Annotated in this window: 15 protein-coding genes and 2 tRNA genes; 10 read left to right on the plus strand and 7 right to left on the minus strand. The window is 67.3% G+C overall.

Annotated features, from left to right (window positions below; all coding sequences use genetic code 11):
• Nucleotides 1-7: 7 nt before the first annotated feature.
• Nucleotides 8-2,398 (minus strand): phosphoenolpyruvate synthase, encoded by a 2,391-nt coding sequence (gene ppsA / locus ACJQWL_RS02190; protein ID WP_330968212.1) that lies wholly within the window; start codon nt 2,396-2,398, stop codon nt 8-10.
• 172 nt (nt 2,399-2,570) lie between these two features.
• Here ppsA and ppsR point away from each other — a divergent pair, with 172 nt between their 5' ends.
• The 4 genes from ppsR (at nt 2,571) to ACJQWL_RS02210 (ending at nt 4,264) form a co-directional block, all read left to right on the plus strand.
• Nucleotides 2,571-3,392: a posphoenolpyruvate synthetase regulatory kinase/phosphorylase PpsR gene (gene ppsR, locus ACJQWL_RS02195; protein WP_330968213.1), complete on the plus strand. Its 822-nt coding sequence runs from the start codon at nt 2,571-2,573 to the stop codon at nt 3,390-3,392.
• 114 nt (nt 3,393-3,506) lie between these two features.
• Entirely contained in the window at nt 3,507-4,004 is a 498-nt protein-coding gene (locus ACJQWL_RS02200) for a DUF1249 domain-containing protein (RefSeq protein WP_330968214.1), read from the plus strand.
• Nucleotides 4,005-4,048: 44 nt separating this feature from the next.
• A tRNA-Ala gene (locus tag ACJQWL_RS02205) sits at nt 4,049-4,124 on the plus strand.
• Between the two features lie 64 nt (nt 4,125-4,188).
• Nucleotides 4,189-4,264: transfer RNA gene (locus tag ACJQWL_RS02210), tRNA-Glu, on the plus strand.
• 100 nt (nt 4,265-4,364) lie between these two features.
• Here the strand turns inward: ACJQWL_RS02210 and ACJQWL_RS02215 are convergent.
• The 4 genes from ACJQWL_RS02215 to ACJQWL_RS02230 all read right to left on the minus strand — a co-directional run bounded on the left by ACJQWL_RS02215 (nt 4,365) and on the right by ACJQWL_RS02230 (nt 8,509).
• Complete coding sequence (locus ACJQWL_RS02215; RefSeq protein WP_330968215.1) at nt 4,365-4,931, minus strand: DUF411 domain-containing protein; 567 nt, start codon at nt 4,929-4,931, stop codon at nt 4,365-4,367.
• A 59-nt stretch (nt 4,932-4,990) separates the two neighbouring features.
• Entirely contained in the window at nt 4,991-5,944 is a 954-nt protein-coding gene (locus ACJQWL_RS02220; protein WP_411300720.1) for a copper resistance protein B, read from the minus strand.
• 209 nt (nt 5,945-6,153) lie between these two features.
• Nucleotides 6,154-7,947: a copper resistance system multicopper oxidase gene (locus tag ACJQWL_RS02225; RefSeq protein WP_330968217.1), complete on the minus strand. Its 1,794-nt coding sequence runs from the start codon at nt 7,945-7,947 to the stop codon at nt 6,154-6,156.
• A gap of 139 nt (nt 7,948-8,086) precedes the next feature.
• The gene (locus tag ACJQWL_RS02230; protein WP_411300679.1) at nt 8,087-8,509 is read right to left on the minus strand and encodes a CopL family metal-binding regulatory protein; all 423 of its coding nucleotides are present in this window, start codon (nt 8,507-8,509) and stop codon (nt 8,087-8,089) included.
• A gap of 795 nt (nt 8,510-9,304) precedes the next feature.
• Between ACJQWL_RS02230 and ACJQWL_RS02235 the strand changes: the two genes are divergently transcribed.
• Together ACJQWL_RS02235 and ACJQWL_RS02240 are read left to right on the plus strand one after the other, a co-directional pair.
• Entirely contained in the window at nt 9,305-10,333 is a 1,029-nt protein-coding gene (locus tag ACJQWL_RS02235) for a S1 family peptidase (RefSeq protein WP_330968218.1), read from the plus strand.
• A gap of 471 nt (nt 10,334-10,804) precedes the next feature.
• The gene (locus tag ACJQWL_RS02240) at nt 10,805-12,154 is read left to right on the plus strand and encodes a PQQ-dependent sugar dehydrogenase (RefSeq protein ID WP_330968219.1); all 1,350 of its coding nucleotides are present in this window, start codon (nt 10,805-10,807) and stop codon (nt 12,152-12,154) included.
• Between the two features lie 116 nt (nt 12,155-12,270).
• On the opposite strand, the gene ACJQWL_RS02245 is transcribed toward ACJQWL_RS02240, so the two are convergent.
• Nucleotides 12,271-14,079 carry a DUF885 domain-containing protein gene (locus tag ACJQWL_RS02245; protein ID WP_330968220.1) on the minus strand — a complete coding sequence of 603 codons (1,809 nt, stop codon included), beginning with the start codon at nt 14,077-14,079 and terminating at the stop codon, nt 12,271-12,273.
• Nucleotides 14,080-14,213: 134 nt separating this feature from the next.
• The gene (locus tag ACJQWL_RS02250) at nt 14,214-14,561 is read right to left on the minus strand and encodes a HesB/IscA family protein (RefSeq protein WP_330968221.1); all 348 of its coding nucleotides are present in this window, start codon (nt 14,559-14,561) and stop codon (nt 14,214-14,216) included.
• Between the two features lie 145 nt (nt 14,562-14,706).
• Here ACJQWL_RS02250 and asnS point away from each other — a divergent pair, with 145 nt between their 5' ends.
• Genes asnS through ACJQWL_RS02270 form a run of 4 tightly spaced genes read left to right on the plus strand, consistent with a single transcriptional unit; the run spans nt 14,707 to nt 17,574 of the window.
• Nucleotides 14,707-16,107, plus strand: coding sequence for an asparagine--tRNA ligase (asnS, locus tag ACJQWL_RS02255; RefSeq protein WP_330968222.1), 1,401 nt, complete (start codon nt 14,707-14,709; stop codon nt 16,105-16,107).
• Nucleotides 16,108-16,147: 40 nt separating this feature from the next.
• Nucleotides 16,148-16,453 carry a hypothetical protein gene (locus ACJQWL_RS02260; RefSeq protein WP_330968223.1) on the plus strand — a complete coding sequence of 102 codons (306 nt, stop codon included), beginning with the start codon at nt 16,148-16,150 and terminating at the stop codon, nt 16,451-16,453.
• Nucleotides 16,450-16,758: a hypothetical protein gene (locus ACJQWL_RS02265; protein ID WP_330968224.1), complete on the plus strand. Its 309-nt coding sequence runs from the start codon at nt 16,450-16,452 to the stop codon at nt 16,756-16,758. The genes ACJQWL_RS02260 and ACJQWL_RS02265 overlap by 4 nt, the downstream gene beginning before the upstream one ends.
• Nucleotides 16,759-16,788: 30 nt before the next feature.
• On the plus strand, nt 16,789-17,574 hold the full coding sequence (locus ACJQWL_RS02270; protein ID WP_330968225.1) for an SDR family oxidoreductase: 786 nt from the start codon (nt 16,789-16,791) through the stop codon (nt 17,572-17,574).
• Nucleotides 17,575-17,593: the final 19 nt, after the last annotated feature.

Below are 17,593 nucleotides of genomic sequence, written 5' to 3' on the forward strand. Positions count from 1 at the left end.
GCCTGCATCAGGCGTCCTTCGCACCGGATCTGGCCTTGGCCTTGGCCAGCCGGAGCCAGGTGTCGACCACGGTGTCGGGATTCAGCGACACCGACTCGATGCCCTGGTCCATCAACCACTCGGCCAGGTCGGGGTGGTCGCTCGGGCCCTGTCCGCAGATGCCCACGTACTTGCCCTTGGCGCGCGCGGTCTGGATCGCCATCGACAACAGCTTCTTGACCGCCGCGTCGCGTTCGTCGAACAGGTGCGCGACCAGCGCCGAATCACGATCCAGCCCCAGCGTCAGCTGGGTGAGGTCGTTTGAACCGATCGAGAAGCCGTCGAAAATTTCCAGGAACTCGTCGGCCAGCAGCGCGTTGGACGGCAGCTCGCACATCATGATGATCTTCAGGCCGTCCTTACCCTGCTCCAGACCGTTTGCACGCAGCACGTCGACCACCTTGCGGCCTTCGTCCAGGGTGCGCACGAACGGGATCATCACCCAGCAGTTGGTGAGGCCCATCTCCTGCCGCACCTTCAGCACCGCGCGGCACTCAAGCGCGAAGGCTTCGGTGAAGCTCGGGTCGACGTAGCGGCTGGCGCCGCGGAAGCCGATCATCGGGTTCTCCTCGTGCGGCTCGTAACGGCTGCCGCCGATCAGGTTGGCGTACTCGTTGGACTTGAAGTCGGACAACCTGACGATGACCGGGTTGGGTGCGAAGGATGCGGTGATCGTCGCGATGCCCTCGGCCAGCCGGTCCACGTAGAAGTCGACCGGGTCGCCGTATCCGACGATGCGCTCATCGATCTGCTTCTTCGTCGCCGCGTCCTGGCTCGCGTACTCGAGCAGCGCCTTGGGATGGATGCCGATGTGGCTGGCGATGATCATCTCCAGCCGCGCCAGCCCGACGCCCGCGTTGGGCAGCATGGCGAAGTCGAATGCGCGCTCGGGGTTGGCGACGTTCATCATCACCTTGAGCGGCGCCTCGGGCATCTTCTCCAGGTCCGCCACGTGGCGCTCGAAGGGCAGGGCACCGTCGTAGATGAAGCCTGTGTCGCCTTCGGCGCAGCTGATGGTGACGGTCTGCCCGTCCTTGATGGTGTCCAGCCCGTTGCCCGTCCCGACCACCGCCGGTACGCCCAGCTCGCGCGCGATGATCGCGGCGTGGCAGGTGCGGCCGCCACGGTTGGTGACGATCGCGGCCGAGCGCTTCATCACCGGCTCCCAGTCGGGGTCGGTCATGTCGGCCACCAGGACGTCGCCCGGCTGCACGCGGCTCATGTCCGCCAGCGACCGCACCACGCGCGCCACGCCGCTGCCGATCCTCTGGCCGATGGCGCGCCCTTCGCAAATCACCGGGCCGCGCTCACCCAGCTGGAACCGCTCGAGCTGGGTGGGCTTGCCGCGCGACTTCACCGTCTCCGGGCGGGCCTGGACGATGAACAGCTTGCCGCTGACGCCATCCTTCGCCCATTCGATGTCCATCGGACGGCCGTAGTGCTTCTCGATGGTGATGGCCTGCCGCGCCAGTTCGTGCACGTCCTCATCGGTGATGGAGAACGCGTTGCGCAGGGCGAGTGGCGTCTCCTCGGTACGGACGCGCTCGCCCGGCGCGTCCGAATAGACCATGCGCAGCTGCTTGGCTCCGATGGAGCGGCGAAGGATGGCCGGCTTTCCTTGCGCCAGGGTCGGCTTGTAGACATAGAACTCGTCCGGGTTGACCGCGCCCTGGACGACCATTTCGCCAAGACCGTAGCTGCCGGTGATGAAGACCACCTCGCGGAAGCCGGACTCGGTGTCCAGGGTAAACAGCACGCCCGACGCGCCCACGTCGGAGCGCACCATCAACTGCACGCCCGCCGACAGGAACACGTCTTCGTGCTTGAAGCCATGGTGCACGCGATACGCAATGGCGCGGTCGTTGTAGAGGCTGGCGAAAACCTCCTTGACCTTGCGGACGACGTCGTCCTCGCCGGTGACGTTGAGGAACGTCTCCTGCTGGCCGGCGAACGACGCATCCGGCAGGTCCTCGGCGGTCGCCGACGACCGTACCGCCACCGCGACCTCGCCGCCGCCGTTCTCGGCGCACAGTTGACGGTAGGCCGTGCGGATGTCGGCATCCAGCCCCGGTTGCAGCGGGGCATCGATCACCCAGCCGCGGATCTCGCCGCCTGCCGCGGTCAGGGCCGCGACGTCCTCCACGTCCAGCGTGGCAAGCCGGTCGAAGATGCGGTGATGCAGGTCGTTGTGGGCGATGAAGTCCTTGAACGCCTCGGCCGTGGTGGCAAACCCGCCGGGCACCGATACGCCCAGCCCTGCGAGGTGGCCGATCATCTCGCCGAGCGACGAGTTCTTGCCGCCCACGCGGGCCAGGTCGTTGAGGCGCAGCGCGTGCAGCCAGAGGATGTTTTCGTTCAAGGCGTCGATCTCCCGGGGGTTCGGGGCGAGGGCAGGGGGTGGAATGGGTTGGCGCCGACAGCGGACGCGGCCAAGCCGCTATGATCGCCCGGGCGTCGAATGCATACAAGGTTGATTCGACGGGGTTTTTCGTATGGAGCGGCCCGCGCGGCGGGCATGGCGGAGGTTTCCGATGACCGGATTGCGCCCGGTGTTCTATGTATCCGACGGCACCGGCATTACCGCCGAAACCATTGGCCACAGCCTGTTGACCCAGTTCACGACCACGCGTTTCGTCAGCGACCGGATCTCCTTCGTGGACAGCGTCGAGCGGGCCCACGAGGCGGCCGACCGGATCCGCGCCGCCGCCGAACTGCATGGCGTGCGTCCCGTGGTCATCAACTCCTGCATGGACGTCACGGTGGGGTCGGCATTGGCGGAAAGCGGAGCGCTGATGCTGGACGTGTTCGCGCCTTTCATCGAACCGCTCGAGCAGGAGCTCGGGGAAACCCGCCAGCACACGGTCGGCCGCGCGCACGGCCTGGTGGACTTCGAGACCTACCATCGCCGGATCAACGCGATGAACTACGCACTCAGCCACGATGACGGCGCCAGCATCGACTACGACGAGGCCGACCTGATCCTGGTCGCGGTGTCACGCGCCGGAAAGACGCCAACCTGCGTCTACCTGGCACTGCATCACGGGGTGCGTGCGGCGAACTACCCGCTGACCGAGGAAGACCTCGAGCACGACCGGTTGCCGCCGCGCCTGCGCGCGCATCGCAGCAAGCTCTTCGGGCTCACCATCGACCCGGTGCGGTTGCAGCAGATCCGTCAGGAGCGTCGCCCGGACTCGCGCTACGCTCGCCTGGAAACGTGCCGTAGCGAGGTGGCGGCAGCCGAAATGATGTTCCGCGCCGAGCGCATTCCGACGCTCAGTACCACGCATACGTCGATCGAGGAGATCTCCAGCAAGGTGCTGTCGACCCTCGGGTTGCGCAGGGAAATGTTCTAGCCACCTCGGGTGCCCGCAGCCGCCAAGGGCTGGCCGGGTGAACGCTTAACGTAGGGCGCGCGATAGCCTTCGTCAACGCTGCCGCGGCGCGTGGCGCGCGTGTAGCATCGGCGCATGGGTTCAATCTCTTCCGTACGCGTCGCGCGCATCCCCCGGCTCAGCCGCCTTGGCTGGCTGATGGGGCTGTACGCCGAGAACCATGCTCGCCTGCAGGCACTGTTCGACCCCGCATCGCTTGCCCGGGGCCGGCATGACTCGAGCGTCGGCGACGGGCTGGACGTGTGCGTCGATATCCTGGAGCAGCATCGCTTCACCACCGAGCTGCGCTTGACGTATGCGATGCCCGACCCGGTGACCGGGGAGCCCGATCCTTCGGCCTACCTGCGCCTGTACAACGACACCCGCCAGGCAGAGGCGACCCACTGCTACGTGGGGCGTCGCTGGCAGGACGCCATCGGCATGTATCCGCCGCCGCTGGAGGTCATCGGGCATCGCATGCGCATGAACACCTTCCTCGGAAAGTGGCTGGAATACCTGGCCGAGCAGGGCCATGGCGCAGGGACCCTGCAGCGCACCGGGGAAATTTCCGAAGGACTCGCAAAGACCGCTTGACGGCCACCGGAACCGTCCCTAAGCTTGTCGACTTTCCAGCACGTGGGGCCATAGCTCAGCTGGGAGAGCGCTACAATGGCATTGTAGAGGTCGCCGGTTCGATCCCGGCTGGCTCCACCACTTCAAAGGTTGTTCGTTGCCCGGCTGAGTGAAAGCAGCCGAACCCGGTGCGATCGACCACTGCGTCCCCATCGTCTAGAGGCCTAGGACACAACCCTTTCACGGTTGCGACCGGGGTTCGAATCCCCGTGGGGACGCCACTTTACGCAGCGCAACGAAGGCCACCTCCGGGTGGCCTTCGTTTTTTTCGTGCGCGGGCCGAGTGCGACGCGACCCGGACGGGCCCCGTCTGCGGCCAGATCAGGTTCCGTCGTTCGCCGCGGAGGAGGGTTCCGGCGTCTGCTGGTGGCGCGAAAACTCCGTTGTGGTGCCGTCCCGGTGCACCAGTTCGACCGTGTAGGGCTGGGTACGGCCGTCCGGCATTTCCATGCCGGGCGAACCTGCCGGCATCCCCGGCAGCACCAAGCCCTTGGCGTCGGGACGCTCTGCAAGCAACCGCCTCACGTCGCCGGCCGGGACATGGCCTTCGATGAAGTAGCCGCCTACCTCGGCGGTGTGGCACGAGCCCTTGCCCAGCGGCACGCCGACCCGCTCCTTGACCGCACCGACGTCGTCGCTGTCGGTCACCTCGACGGTGAAACCCGCCTCGCGCATGTGGTCGACCCACAAGGTGCAGCAACCGCAACTGGCGCTCTTGTGGACGTGGACGACACTGGCTTCGGTGACCTGCGCAGCCTCGGGCGCGGCCTGGGTCACGGGGGTTGCCGGTTCGGCGACGGTGCAGGCTGTCTCCGGCGCGCGTGCGCAAGCCGTCATGGCAGCGCCTGCCAGGACCAGCGCGACGATCGATGTGGTTGGGTGCTTCATTTCGGTGTCCTCGAGGTTGTTCGGAATGTTCGGGAAGTTGGGACGGGTGGCGATCGCGCTCAGAACCAGACGCGCACGCCGGCGACCAGCAGGGTGTCATCGACCGGCTCGCCTTCTGCTCGACGATAGTCGGCGGTACCGCCGAATGCGCGCTCGCGGACCAGGCCGATGTAGGGGGCGAACTCGCGACGGATTTCGTACCGGAGCCGCAACCCCGCCTCGGCCCTGGACAGACCCGACCCGATGCCCCGGGCGGGGTCATCCTGGCCGTGGAATTCAAGCTCCACCAGCGGCTGCAGGATCAGCCGGTTGGTGAACAGCACCTCGTACTCGACCTCGACCTGGGCCGCGGTCCGGCCCGATTCGCCCACGTACGCCGTGGCCGACACTTCGAACATGTAGGGCGCCAGGCCCTGCACGCCGATCGCGGCCCACGACCGCGACGGCCCGGGCTCGAACTCATGGCGCACGCCAGCCAGCACGTCCCACCAGGGCGTCACGCTGCGGCCGTACAGCACCTCGAGGTCCGCCGACTCGACTTGACCTTCCGCACGCTCGCCCTCGCTGCGTACCCACAGGCGGTCGAGGTCCGTGCCGAACCACCCCTGCGCCTCCCACGCCTGGCCCTGGCCGTGATCACCCTTGGTGGCTTCCAGGCGGTTGAACAGGACGAAGCTGTTGAATTCCGAGGGGTGCTCCATGCTGTGCTCAAGCGGCGCGAAAGCAGCGGCGCGGTCGGCATCGGTGACCGGGGGAATCGGCTCAATCGGCTGGGACGGGGCAGGGGGCTTTGGGCCTTCCACTTGCGGGTGATCCATTCCCGAGTGATCCATCGCTGGGTGATCCACTTCCGGGTCGTCCATCCCCGAGTGATCCATCCCGGAGTGATCCATCCCGGAGTGATCCATCCCGGAGTGATCCATTCGGGAGTGATCCATCCCGGAATGATCTATTCCGGACTGCTCCGCCTCCGGGGCAGCCATTTCGGAGTGCTCCATACCACCGTGGTCCATCCCCGAGTGATCCACACCCTCTGCCTCGGTGCGCGACGGAACACCGCTCGCGGAGTCGTGTGCATCGGCATGCGGGCTGGGGGCGGCGGGCGGCGCGTCGGCCTCCGGTACGGGCGACGGTGGATGGTGGTCGTGCTGCTGTGCCATGGCGGTGGAAGCCGACGACAGCAACAGAAGCAGGGCGAGGGGCCGCATGACCGGGCGCGTGCTCATTCCTCGATCCTCACTTCGCGCATCATCCCGGCTTCCATGTGGTAGAGCAGGTGGCAGTGGTAGGCCCAGCGGCCGAGTGCATCGGCGCGCACGCGATAACTGCGGCGGGTACCGGGCGGCATGTCGACCGTGTGCTTGCGGACCATGAACTCGCCATTCTCGTCCTCCACGTCGCTCCACACGCCATGCAGGTGGATGGGGTGGGTCATCATCGTGTCGTTGACCAGAACGATGCGCATGCGTTCGCCGTAATTGAGCCGCAGGGGTTCGGCGTCCACGAACTTCCGGCCGTCGAACGACCACGCGAACTTTTCCATGTGCCCGGTCAGGTGCAGCTCGATCTCGCGGCCGGGATCGCGGCCGTCGGGATCTGGGAACAGGCTGCGCATGTCACCGTACGTCAGTACCTTGCGGCCGTTGTCGCGCAGGCCGATGCCGGGGTCGTGGAGCTTGGGCTCCGGCGTCATCGTCTGCATGTCGACCAGGGGGTTGCCGTCCTCGCTGGCCGGGTGCGACTGCATGGCACCGCTGCCTTGCGCCCCATGGGCACCGTGGCCCATTGCCGCGCCGCAGCCGCCTTCCATGCCCTTCATGCTGGCCCCGCAGCTGGCTTCCGTGCCCTTCATCGCACCCATGTCGTGGCCGCCGTGGCCCATGTCGGCCATCGTCAGCAGCGGTCGGGGGTCGGGTCGGGGGACGGGCGCCTGCAGGCCAGGGCGCACCGCCAGGGTGCCTCGCGAGTATCCGGTGCGGCCCATGTCCTGGGCGAAGATGGTGAACGCATCCTGGCCACTGGGCTCGACGAGGACATCGAACGTCTCGGCCACGGCGATGCGGAATTCGTCCACCGACACCGGGTGGATGGGCATCCCGTCCGCCGCCACCACGGTCATCTTCAGGCCGGGGATGCGGACATCGAAGTAGGTCATGGCCGAGCCGTTGATGAAGCGCAGCAGCACCTTCTCACCGGACCGGAACAGGCCGGTCCAGTTCCCGTCGGGCGCGGTCCCGTTCATCAGGTAGGTGTAGGTGTGCGCGTTGACGTCCGAGATGTCGGTCGGCGTCATCCGCATCTCGCCCCACATCTTGCGGTCTTCGATCGTCTCGGCCAGGCCCATGCGCCGCACGTCGCGGATGAAGTCGCCAACGGTCGGCTTGTAGTAGTTGTCGTACTCGGAGAACTTCTTGAGCCGGCGGAACAGGGCGCCCGGGTCCAGGTCGGTCCAGTCCGAGAGCAGCACCACGTGCTCCCGGTCGAAGGCATAGGGCAGGGGCTCGGCGGGGTCGACCACGATGGCGCCGTACAGCCCCGCCTGTTCCTGGAACAGCGAATGGCTGTGGTACCAGTAGGTGCCGGACTGCTTCAGGCGGAAGCGGTACTGGTAGGTCTCGCCGGGATGGATGCCGTCGAAACTCATCCCCGGCACGCCGTCCATGTTGGCCGGCAGGAGGATGCCGTGCCAGTGGATCGAGCTCATGGCATCACGCAGGCGGTTGGCAACCCGCAGCGTGACCGTGTCGCCCTCGCGCCAGCGCAACGTAGGCGCCGGCAGCGACCCGTTGACGGTGAGGGCGGGCCGCGTGCGGCCGGTGAAATTGACCGGCGAGGTGCCGATCGACAGGTCGAACTCGGTACCCGTCAGCACCGGAGCGTTTCCTTGGGAGTGGCCCGCGGCCGCCCATGCCGGGCCACGCCACAGACCCAGGCCCGCGGTGACGCCACCCATTGCGAGGCCGGTAACAAACCGGCGGCGCCCGATATCGGGCGGAATTCGGAAATCGGATTTCATGGGGGGTCCCACGATGATTGGTGTGCGGGCAGGCGGACCAGACGGGTCGCTGCCCAGGCCGATCGCAGCTGCGGAGGCCGGGAGAGCCTTCACCATGAAGGCGGACGTTTCGGTGAAGCGGGCCGCAACAGCCCAGGGCTCAAGCGATCGGCGGGCGGTTCAACCGCGCGAGGCGGCTCGCAATGTCCCACGTCAGGAGGGAACTCGCAGGTGCGGCCCGGTATGCACGGGACAAGGCTCCAGCGGATGCGACCACCATCGGGGCAGCCACATGCATGCAGCTGCAGTCACAGCCCTGCTCGCCGCCGCAACATGCGGCCTCGGAACCGGTCTCCGGGGTCACTTTCGACGCCATGGACGGACCGGAGTCATGGCATGGCCTGGCGGCGCGGGCGTCTTGCAGATCCGATGCCGCTGCCCGCGGATACTCTCCGGTGGGTTCCATCGAATGGGTCGCATGGTCCGAGTCCAATGCCACCGCGCGCGCAGACAGCCCCGGACCCGCCAGCACGAGGGCCAGGATCAGGGAAACGCGTAGAGCCAGGGCGAGGAAGCGATGCATGGCGTCAGCATTAGATGAGGCGGCAAGGGTGCCCGCGCAAGGGTGCCGGATCAAGGTTCGCTGTACATAATATGCATTATGCGAAGTTCAAGATCGCGAAAGGTTGTCCTGCAATGGACGCAGAGCACGTCGCATGCGTTCCGCTCCCTCCTCACGGACGACGCCATGCAACGCCCTCCCTGCTGGCCTGAAGGCCACGCCTGCCCCAACACCTGCGCCGCGCAGCACTAGCGTCGAGCCGTCCACACCGAAACGCGCCTGGTCGAACAACCCACACCGACGAGCGCGCCGCCTCGCTGAGAGATGGCTATCGGGCCGGGCAGCACCCTTTAATCGCAACTCGATGACCAGCCGGGCCGCGCCACGGCGTTCTGCAGTGCAGCGAAACCGCGTTCTGCTGCAGCGCACATCAGCCTGTGAGGAGCCGATCCAGTCGCTTGAAAGGCAGAAAAGGGTCAATTCAGCTTGGATGTGACGGGTCATGCATGACAAGTGGGATGGAGCGCACGTTTTTACATGGCCACCGTCGGTTGACTCCGCCGGGCCCGGTGCAGCGGCTCTCTCCGAGCCCGGGTGCAAGCCATCGAAGTGCAGACGTAGCCGTATCCATCCTCCAACGTACTCAAGGAGTAACACCGCATGCACGCATCGCCCCGCCGATCCCGCTCCGCACTGGCCTCAGTTGCGCTGGCGACATCCACTCTCCTGTCCGCTGGCATCGCTTCAGCCACGGATTCGTTCGACCCGCAGCTGCAGTTCGCCATGCAGCGCGACCTCGGCATCTTCCCGCACCAGGTGGCGCAGTACCTGCGGACAGAGCGCCTCGCCGCAGCCCAGGAACACAACGCCCGTCGTCAATTGGGCGCCAATTTCGCCGGCAGCTGGATTGAGCGCGCGTCTGACGGCACCTTCCGCTATGTCGTCGCCAGCAGCCGCGCCGGTGCGGCGATCCCGGGCGCGGAAATGCGCCGGGTCCGCTTCTCGATGAAGCAGCTCGACAGCGCGAAGTCGCGCCTGGATGACCTGCAGCGCGTTGCGGCCAATCGCCAGCAGATGCTGCGTGGCGTGCAGTCCTGGCACGTCGACCCGATCACCAACAGCGTGGTCGTGAACGTGGCGCCGGACGGCACCGACAACGCGGTCGACTTCGTCGCTGTCAGCGGCATCGACACCGCGACCGTTCGCTTCAACACGGTGCCGGGCACGATCGAAACGCTTGCCGATATCGTCGGAGGCTACGAGTACCGCGTCAATGGTTCGTCGCTGTGCTCGATCGGTTTCTCGGTGACGCGTAGCGGCACGCGTGGCTTTGCGACGGCGGGTCACTGCGGCGACGTCGGCGATAGCGTGGCCGTGAGCGGGCAGTCCGTGGGCACGTTCAAGGCCTCGCGGTTCCCGTACAACGACCGCGCGTGGGTGAGCGTCAGCAGCTCCCACAGGCTGTGGGGCCTCGTCTACAACTACAGCGCCCAGAACTGGGTGCCGGTGCGCGGCAGCTACGAGTCGGGGATCGGCGGCGCGCTGTGCCGTTCGGGTCGGACCACCGGCTGGAAGTGCGGATCCATCACCGCCAAGAACGTGACCGTGAACTATTCGGTGGGCGCGGTGTACGGCCTCACACAGACCAATGTCTGCACCGGCCGCGGCGATTCCGGCGGCTCCTGGATCACCGGCAGCAACCAGGCGCAGGGCCTGACTTCGGGCGGCAACCTGCCGGCCGGCAGCAACGATAACTGCAGCCTGTCGAGCTCGCAGCGCCAGACGTACTTCGAGCGCATCAACCCGGTACTCAGCGCCTACGGTCTGAGCCTCGTGCTCGGCTGATATCGATGCGAATGTGAAGCCCTACCCCCGCAAGGCGCTCACGTGGGTGCTGAAGCAGTACGCCTGACGGGGAACAGGCCGTGATCCAAAAGGGAGCGCCCACTTCGGTGGGCGTCTTCCTGTCTGCATCGCACGGGGTGCAGCAGATGCTCGAGCTGGGCGGGGAGTGCTGCGGGTTCTCTCGGCGCTGGACGCCGGGTCTAGCAGCACCGGTGGTCTCCAACCCGCTCGAAACACTGCATGCCCTCGGCTACAGGTTGCGCACCATTGGTTCACAAATACGAAGATTGCGAAGTCAAACCCCGAGGGAGTCGGGCAACCTCGCGTTTCCCCGTCCGATTGGGCCATGCTCCGGCATCATTCGACACTCCGCTACCCGCCTCGAGGCCAGCGATGCCACTGCCCGACTCCCAAGTGGTACCAGCCAAGCCGCGGTCCCGACTGGCCCGCATCGGCCTGCACTCCGCCTTGATGAGCCTGGCCCTGATCGCCGCGGCAACGGGTTGCACGGAGAAGGCTCGACAACCGTTGGTCGCCGGCACGGGCCCCGATCCCAGGCTACTGGCGCCCGTGGACTCGCCATTGCCGACCGTGGACATCGCGCCGGCCGTGGGCTGGCCACAAGGCGCCACCCCTGTTGCCGCCCCCGGGCTGAAGGTCACAGCGTTCGCCCGCGGCCTGGACCATCCGCGTTGGATGCACGTGCTGCCCAATGGCGATGTGCTGGTGGCCGAGAGCAATGCCCCGCCCGGCAAGAGCGGTATCGATGGCCTCAAGGGGCTGGTCATGAAACAGGTGATGAAACGCGCGGGCGCAGCCGTGCCCAGCGCGGACAGGATCACGCTGCTGCGAGACGCGGACGGAGACGGCGAAGCGGAGATGCGCAGCGTCTTCCTGCAAGGGTTGACGTCGCCCTTCGGCATGGCGCTGGTCGGCGACACGCTGTTCATCGCCAACGCCGACGCGCTGGTCCGGGTCGCTTACCGCACGGGACAGACCGTGATCGATGAGGCGCCCGTCAGGGTCGTCGACCTGCCCGGCAAGGGTGGCGAGCTCAACCACCACTGGACCAAGAGCCTGTTGGCCGGCCCCGACGGCGAGCGCCTGTACGTCGGGGTGGGATCCAACAGCAACGTGGGGGAAAACGGAATGGACGCCGAGCACATGCGCGCGGCGATCCTCGAAGTCGACCCCGACAGCGGATCCGTGCGCGAATTTGCGACCGGCCTTCGCAACCCGGTTGGCCTTGCCTGGGAACCCCGCACGCGCGCCCTGTGGGCCGTGGTCAACGAACGCGACGAACTGGGCAGCGACCTGGTGCCCGACTACCTGACATCGATCCTTCCGGGCGCATTCTATGGCTGGCCCTACAGCTACTACGGCCAGCACGTGGACACCCGGGTGACCCCGCCGAGACCGGACCTGGTCAAGCGTGCCATTGCACCGGACTTCGCATTGGGGGCGCACGTCGCTCCGCTCGGCCTGGACTTCAATCGCGGCAACCTGCCCGCGTACGGCGAAGGCGCGTTCGTCGGCCTGCACGGCTCATGGAACCGCCGTCCGCCCAGCGGCTACGAAGTGGTCTTCATCCCCTTTCGTGGCGGCCGCCCGGAGGGTCGGATCCGGACGATCCTTGAAGGTTTTCTGGACGCTGAGGGAAATGCGCGCGGAAGGCCCGTGGGCGTGCTGACAGACGGGCGCGGGGGGCTGCTGGTCGCCGATGACGTGGGAAACGCCGTCTGGCGGGTCACGCAGGCCCTGCCCTCGCCCGTCCTCCCGGGAAACGCAGGCGGCGCTCCGCCTGCCGCCTCCGCCCCTTGAGTCGATCCCGACCACGTACTCGCCCGCTACCACGGGATAGAACGAGTCGCATGCCTCACAGCGCCTACGGCGGCGCTGCATAAGCACCGCCGTTGGTCGCAACGCTCCGCGGACCGTCAGGCTTTCTGCCCGGCGATCCACTCGCGCATATGCCGCTCAAGCGTCTCCAGCGGTACCGAGCCCGTTGACAGCACCGCGTCGTTGAACGCGCGCAGGTCGAAGTCCTCGCCCAGTTCACGCTCGGCGTCGGCGCGCAGCTCGGAGATCTTCAGCTGGCCGATCTTGTAAGCCAGCGCCTGGCCAGGCCAGCCAATGTAGCGGTCGATTTCATTGGTGACGTCCTGCAGCGTCTTGGGTGCGTTGGCCATGAAGTAGTCGATCGCCTTCTGGCGGCCCCAGCCCTTGCTGTGGATGCCCGTGTCGACCACCAGCCGGACCGCGCGCCACATGTCGTAGGCCAGCTGGCCCATGCGGTCGTACGGGTCGTCGTACAGGCCCATGTCGTAACCGAGCCGCTCGGCGTACAGGCCCCAACCCTCGCCGTAGGCGGTGAAGTACCCCACCCTGCGGAACATCGGCACGTCCCCCAGTTCCTGGCCGCGCGCGAACTGGAAGTGGTGGCCCGGCACCGCCTCGTGCAGGCTCAGTGCCATCATTTCCCACTTGGGCCGGACCTCGGGCTTGTAGAGGTTGACGTAGTAGTAGCCGGCGCGCGTGCCGTCCACCGCGCCGGGCTGGTAGTACGCCGTGGTGGTGTCGGGGGCGATGTTGTCCGGGATCGGCCGTACCCCGTATGGCAGGCGCGGGATGGTCTTGAAGACTTTCACCAGCTCCGGGTCGATGCGCTTGGACATCGCCTGGTAGGCCTCGAGCAGCTCTTCCGGGCTGTCGTAGAACAGCGCCGGGTCGGTGCGCAGGTGTTCGAAGAACGCGGCCAGGTCGCCGTCGAACCCGATCTGCGCCCTCACCTGCTCCATCTCGCCGCGGATGCGCGCGACTTCCTTCAGCCCGATCCGGTGGACCTCGTCGGCGGTCAGGTCGGTGGTGGTGAACTGGCCGACGAGGAAGTCGTAGTACGCCTTGCCGTCGGGCATGTCCGCCGCGGCGATGGTTTCGCGGGTGCCGGGCAGGTAGTCGTCGTTGAAGAAGGCGTGGAATCCGCGGTAGGCCGGGATGACGGTCTCGCCGATTACCTTGCGTGCGCGGGCCTGCAGGGTTGCGCGCTCGGCGGCAGGGATGCTGTCGGGCATGCGGGTAAACGGCTTGTAGAACGGGCTTTCGGTCGGATCGTCGACCAGCTGGGACTCGATCTGGCCGGGCACCCGCTCCATCAGCACGCGCGGCGGCGTGTTGCCTGCGGCAATGCCGGCCCGCATCAGGTCCGCGGTCTGCTCGACCAGCGCGGGGATTGCCTCCAGCCGCTTGATCCAGTCGCGGTAGTCGTCGGCATCGCGGAACGGCAGCACCTCGGCGATGCCCTCGGCGGTCTGTACGCCGCCACGCTGGCTCACCGGTCGCTGCCATTCGTTGTACTTCTGCCGTTCGACCGAGCGCTCCAGCTGCCAGGCGAACACGTCGTAGCTCAGGCGGTCGGCTTCCGACAGTGCATCGCGGTCGATCGCATGCAACTGGTCGAGGGCGCGCCGATCGGCGGCCTGGCGCGCCTGGACGGCTGCGAGGGAGAGGTCGCTCCAGCGGTCGTTGAAACGGTGGTCGCCCCGGTAGCTCGCGGTCTCCGGGCTCTCGCGCATGCCCCGCTCCCACTCTGAGTCGAACAAGGCATGCAGGGCGCGGCTTGCAGGCGTGTTGTCCGCGAGCGTGGCGCGGGTCTGGCTGGCGGCGGCCTGCGCGTGGGCGGGCGCAGGCAGCCCGGCCGCGGCCAATGCGGTGGCGACGGCGGCGGACAGCAGAAGGGTACGGATCATGGCGGGCTCCCGTGGAACGAAGCCCCGAGTCTATCCCCGCCCTGCCCCCAGTTAACCGTGACCGACGTCCGGACCCCGGCCCAAGGCCCGTGCCCGCGACTGCCGGGCACGCACGTGCCCGTCCTGCCGAGCGGTCAAACCAGCGCGATTCGGCTCTGGTCGGTGGTGAACGATTCGCCACAGCCGCATTCGTCGGCGGCATTGGGATTACGGAACACGAACTGCTCGCCGAGCCGCTGCTGCACCAGGTCGATGGTGGTCCCGGCGACAATCGGCAGGCTCAGTGCATCGACCAGCACGCGCACGCCGTCCTGCTCGAACACCGTGTCACCGTCGCGCTGCTCCTTGGCCAGGTCGGCGATGTACTGCCAGCCCGAGCAACCCGTGCGGGTCACCCCGAACCGGAGGCCGAGTGCATCGGGCGTTTCGGACAGGTAGCGCTGGACTCGGGCCAATGCGGCGGGGGTGAGGGTGATGCTCATCTGAACTCCGGCGTTGGATGGCGCGGCAGGCCGGGATTGTACGCCGGCTGTCCGCCCGGGCTGCCTGCGGTACGGCCCGTTCAAGTAGACTGCGGCGTTTCCCAGGCGTTTCCCTAATGGGTCCGGACAGGCGAGGAATCAAGGCATGACGGTGGTCAGCGTCCAGCAGGCGCTCGCGGGCAAGGTGCCCGCCGGTGGTGAAGTCACGGTGCGCGGTTGGGTGCGCACCCGACGCGATTCCAAGGCCGGGCTGAGCTTCGTCAATGTCAGCGACGGCTCGTGTTTCGCCCCGATCCAGGTCGTGGCGCCCAGCACACTGGCCAACTACGAGGACGAGATCAAGCGGCTCAGCGCGGGCTGTTCGGTCATCGCGCGCGGCGAACTGGTGGCCTCCCAGGGCCAGGGCCAGTCGTTCGAGATCCAGGCGTCGCACATCGAGGTGGTCGGCTGGGTCGAGGACCCGGAAACCTACCCGATCCAGCCCAAGGCGCATTCGCTCGAGTTCCTTCGCGAGGTCGCGCACCTGCGCCCGCGCACCAACCTGTTCGGCGCGGTCACCCGCATCCGCCACTGCCTGTCGCAGGCGGTGCACCGGTTCTTCCACGAGCGTGGCTACTACTGGATCAGCACGCCGATCGTGACCACCTCCGATGCTGAAGGCGCCGGCCAGATGTTCCGCGTGTCCACCCTGGACCTGGCCAACCTGCCGCGCGACAAGGCCGGCAACGTCGACTTCAGCCGCGACTTCTTCGGCAAGGAAACCTTCCTGACGGTGTCGGGCCAGCTCAACGTCGAGGCCTATTGCCTCGCGCTGAGCAAGGTCTACACCTTCGGTCCGACCTTCCGCGCCGAGAACAGCCACACCACCCGCCACCTGGCCGAGTTCTGGATGGTGGAGCCGGAGATCGCCTTCGCCGACCTGATGGAGAACGCGCAGGTAGCGGAAGACTTCCTCAAGTACCTGTTCCGGGCGGTGCTCGACGAGCGCGAAGACGACATGGCCTTCATCGCCGAACGCGTGCAGAAGGATGCGGTCACCCGGCTGGAGGCCTTCATCAACGCACCGTTCGAGCGCATCGACTACAGCGACGCCATCGACCTGCTGCAGGCGTCCGGGCACACGTTCGAGTTCCCGGTCGAATGGGGCCTGGACCTGCAGACCGAGCACGAGCGCTGGCTGACGGAGCAGCACGTCGGGCGTCCTGTGGTGGTCTACAACTACCCCGAGCACATCAAGGCGTTCTACATGCGCCTCAACGATGATGGCCGGACGGTCGCGGCGATGGACGTGCTGGCACCGGGGATCGGCGAGATCATCGGCGGCAGCCAGCGCGAGGAGCGCCTGGACGTGCTGGACGCGCGCATGGCGCAGTTCGGCCTGGATCCCGAGCACTACGGCTGGTACCGCGACTTCCGCCGCTACGGCACCGTGCCGCATGCCGGCTTCGGGCTGGGTTTCGAGCGGCTGGTGGTCTACGTCTGCGGGCTGTCCAACATCCGCGACGCGATCCCCTACCCGCGCGCGCCCGGCAGCGCCGAATACTGACCGCCCGCGTGCGCTCTGAACCGCTACCGGTGATCTTGCCGTGATCCTGTTCGCCGCCCTGTGTTTCGTTGGCGTGGCCATCGCAGGCTTTACCGCATTCGTCATCTTCTGGCCGCTGACGCTGGTGCACATCCGTGACCGCCACCCGGCGCTGGCCGCCGAACTGGGCGAAGGCGCGTTCGCCAGGCCGGAAGTGATCGCCTGGCTGCTGCGCAAGGACTACCGCGCCGCGCGCGACCACAACCTCAACGGACTGGCCACGCCGGCCTGGCTATCGCTGGTGACGCTGATAGGCGCGCTGGCGAGTTCCGCCCTGCTCTGGCTTCTCGCGATGGTGCTGCCATGACCCCGGATTCCGACGATTGCTGGTGGCTGGCCACGCTTGGCCGCACCGTGGTGTGGGCGCGCCTGCGCGTGCGCGATGCGGGCACGGCCGAGGTGTTCGACAGCGATGGCAACACCCTGCCCTACGACAGCGAAGACAGCGCCCGCGCGGCATTGATGGATGCGGAGTTCGTGGAGCACGCGGGCATGGACGAAGACGACGCGCAGGCGCGCGGCTTCGCGCTGGCCGAACTGGACCCGCCCGAGGCCGCGGACGACGACCGCTTGCAACCCTTGATGGTGCGCAAGCTGGCAACGCGCCACTAGACATTTACTTCACTTTCATAGAGATACGGCATGGACCTCGACCTTTCCGGCAAGCACGCGCTGGTGTGCGGCGCATCCGAGGGCATCGGCCGCGCCGCTGCCCATGAACTGGCCCTGCTGGGCGCCAGCGTGACCGTGCTGGCCCGCCGCGCGGATGCCCTGCAGGCGGTCGTCGATGCCCTGCCCGTCGGCGACGGCCAGCGCCACGGCTGTATTGCGGCGGATGTATCGGAACTGGACACGCTGGCCGCGAAGGTCGGCGCCCTGGCGGCCGACCGCGGGATCGACATCCTGGTCAACAACACCGGCGGCCCCCCGGGCGGACCGGTGGCAGAGGCGTCGGCCGAGGCATTCGTGCAGGCGTTCACCCGGCACCTGCTCGCCAACCAGCGGCTGGCGCAGGCCGCACTGCCGGGCATGCAGGCGGCGGGTTGGGGGCGGATCGTCAACGTGGTCTCGACCTCGGTGCGCGAACCGATCCCGGGGCTGGGCGTATCCAACACCACCCGGGGCGCCGTGGCCGCATGGGCCAAGACGCTGTCGCGCGAGGTGGCCGCGCAGGGCGTGACGGTCAACAACGTGCTGCCCGGGTTCACCGAAACCGGTCGCATCGCCCAGATCGTCGGTGACCGCGCGCGCAGCAGCGGCCAGTCGGAGCAGCAGGTCGCCGATGCCATGAAGGCCACCGTGCCGGCCGCCCGGTTTGCCCGCCCCGAAGAAGTCGCGGCGGCCATCGCGTTCCTGTGCTCGCCCGCCGCCGGTTACATCAATGGCGTGAGCCTGGCGGTGGACGGCGGTCGCATGCAGTCGATCTAGCGCGTACCGGACGCAACCT

This window comes from Novilysobacter viscosus (assembly GCF_046600715.1).
In the GTDB taxonomy this organism is placed as follows: domain Bacteria; phylum Pseudomonadota; class Gammaproteobacteria; order Xanthomonadales; family Xanthomonadaceae; genus Lysobacter_C; species Lysobacter_C viscosus.

What these genes read in the sequence shown, in the direction of transcription:
- ACJQWL_RS02245 (WP_330968220.1), bottom strand. Translation starts at nt 14,079, where the DNA reads ATGATCCGTACCCTTCTGCTGTCCGCCGCCGTCGCCACCGCATTGGCC.
- ACJQWL_RS02265 (WP_330968224.1), top strand. Translation starts at nt 16,450, where the DNA reads ATGACCCCGGATTCCGACGATTGCTGGTGGCTGGCCACGCTTGGCCGC.
- ACJQWL_RS02270 (WP_330968225.1), top strand. Translation starts at nt 16,789, where the DNA reads ATGGACCTCGACCTTTCCGGCAAGCACGCGCTGGTGTGCGGCGCATCC.
- ACJQWL_RS02200 (WP_330968214.1), top strand. Translation starts at nt 3,507, where the DNA reads ATGGGTTCAATCTCTTCCGTACGCGTCGCGCGCATCCCCCGGCTCAGC.
- ACJQWL_RS02230 (WP_411300679.1), bottom strand. Translation starts at nt 8,509, where the DNA reads ATGCATCGCTTCCTCGCCCTGGCTCTACGCGTTTCCCTGATCCTGGCC.
- ppsR (WP_330968213.1), top strand. Translation starts at nt 2,571, where the DNA reads ATGACCGGATTGCGCCCGGTGTTCTATGTATCCGACGGCACCGGCATT.
- ACJQWL_RS02220 (WP_411300720.1), bottom strand. Translation starts at nt 5,944, where the DNA reads ATGGACCACGGTGGTATGGAGCACTCCGAAATGGCTGCCCCGGAGGCG.
- asnS (WP_330968222.1), top strand. Translation starts at nt 14,707, where the DNA reads ATGACGGTGGTCAGCGTCCAGCAGGCGCTCGCGGGCAAGGTGCCCGCC.
- ACJQWL_RS02250 (WP_330968221.1), bottom strand. Translation starts at nt 14,561, where the DNA reads ATGAGCATCACCCTCACCCCCGCCGCATTGGCCCGAGTCCAGCGCTAC.
- ACJQWL_RS02240 (WP_330968219.1), top strand. Translation starts at nt 10,805, where the DNA reads ATGAGCCTGGCCCTGATCGCCGCGGCAACGGGTTGCACGGAGAAGGCT.
- ACJQWL_RS02225 (WP_330968217.1), bottom strand. Translation starts at nt 7,947, where the DNA reads ATGAAATCCGATTTCCGAATTCCGCCCGATATCGGGCGCCGCCGGTTT.
- ACJQWL_RS02215 (WP_330968215.1), bottom strand. Translation starts at nt 4,931, where the DNA reads ATGAAGCACCCAACCACATCGATCGTCGCGCTGGTCCTGGCAGGCGCT.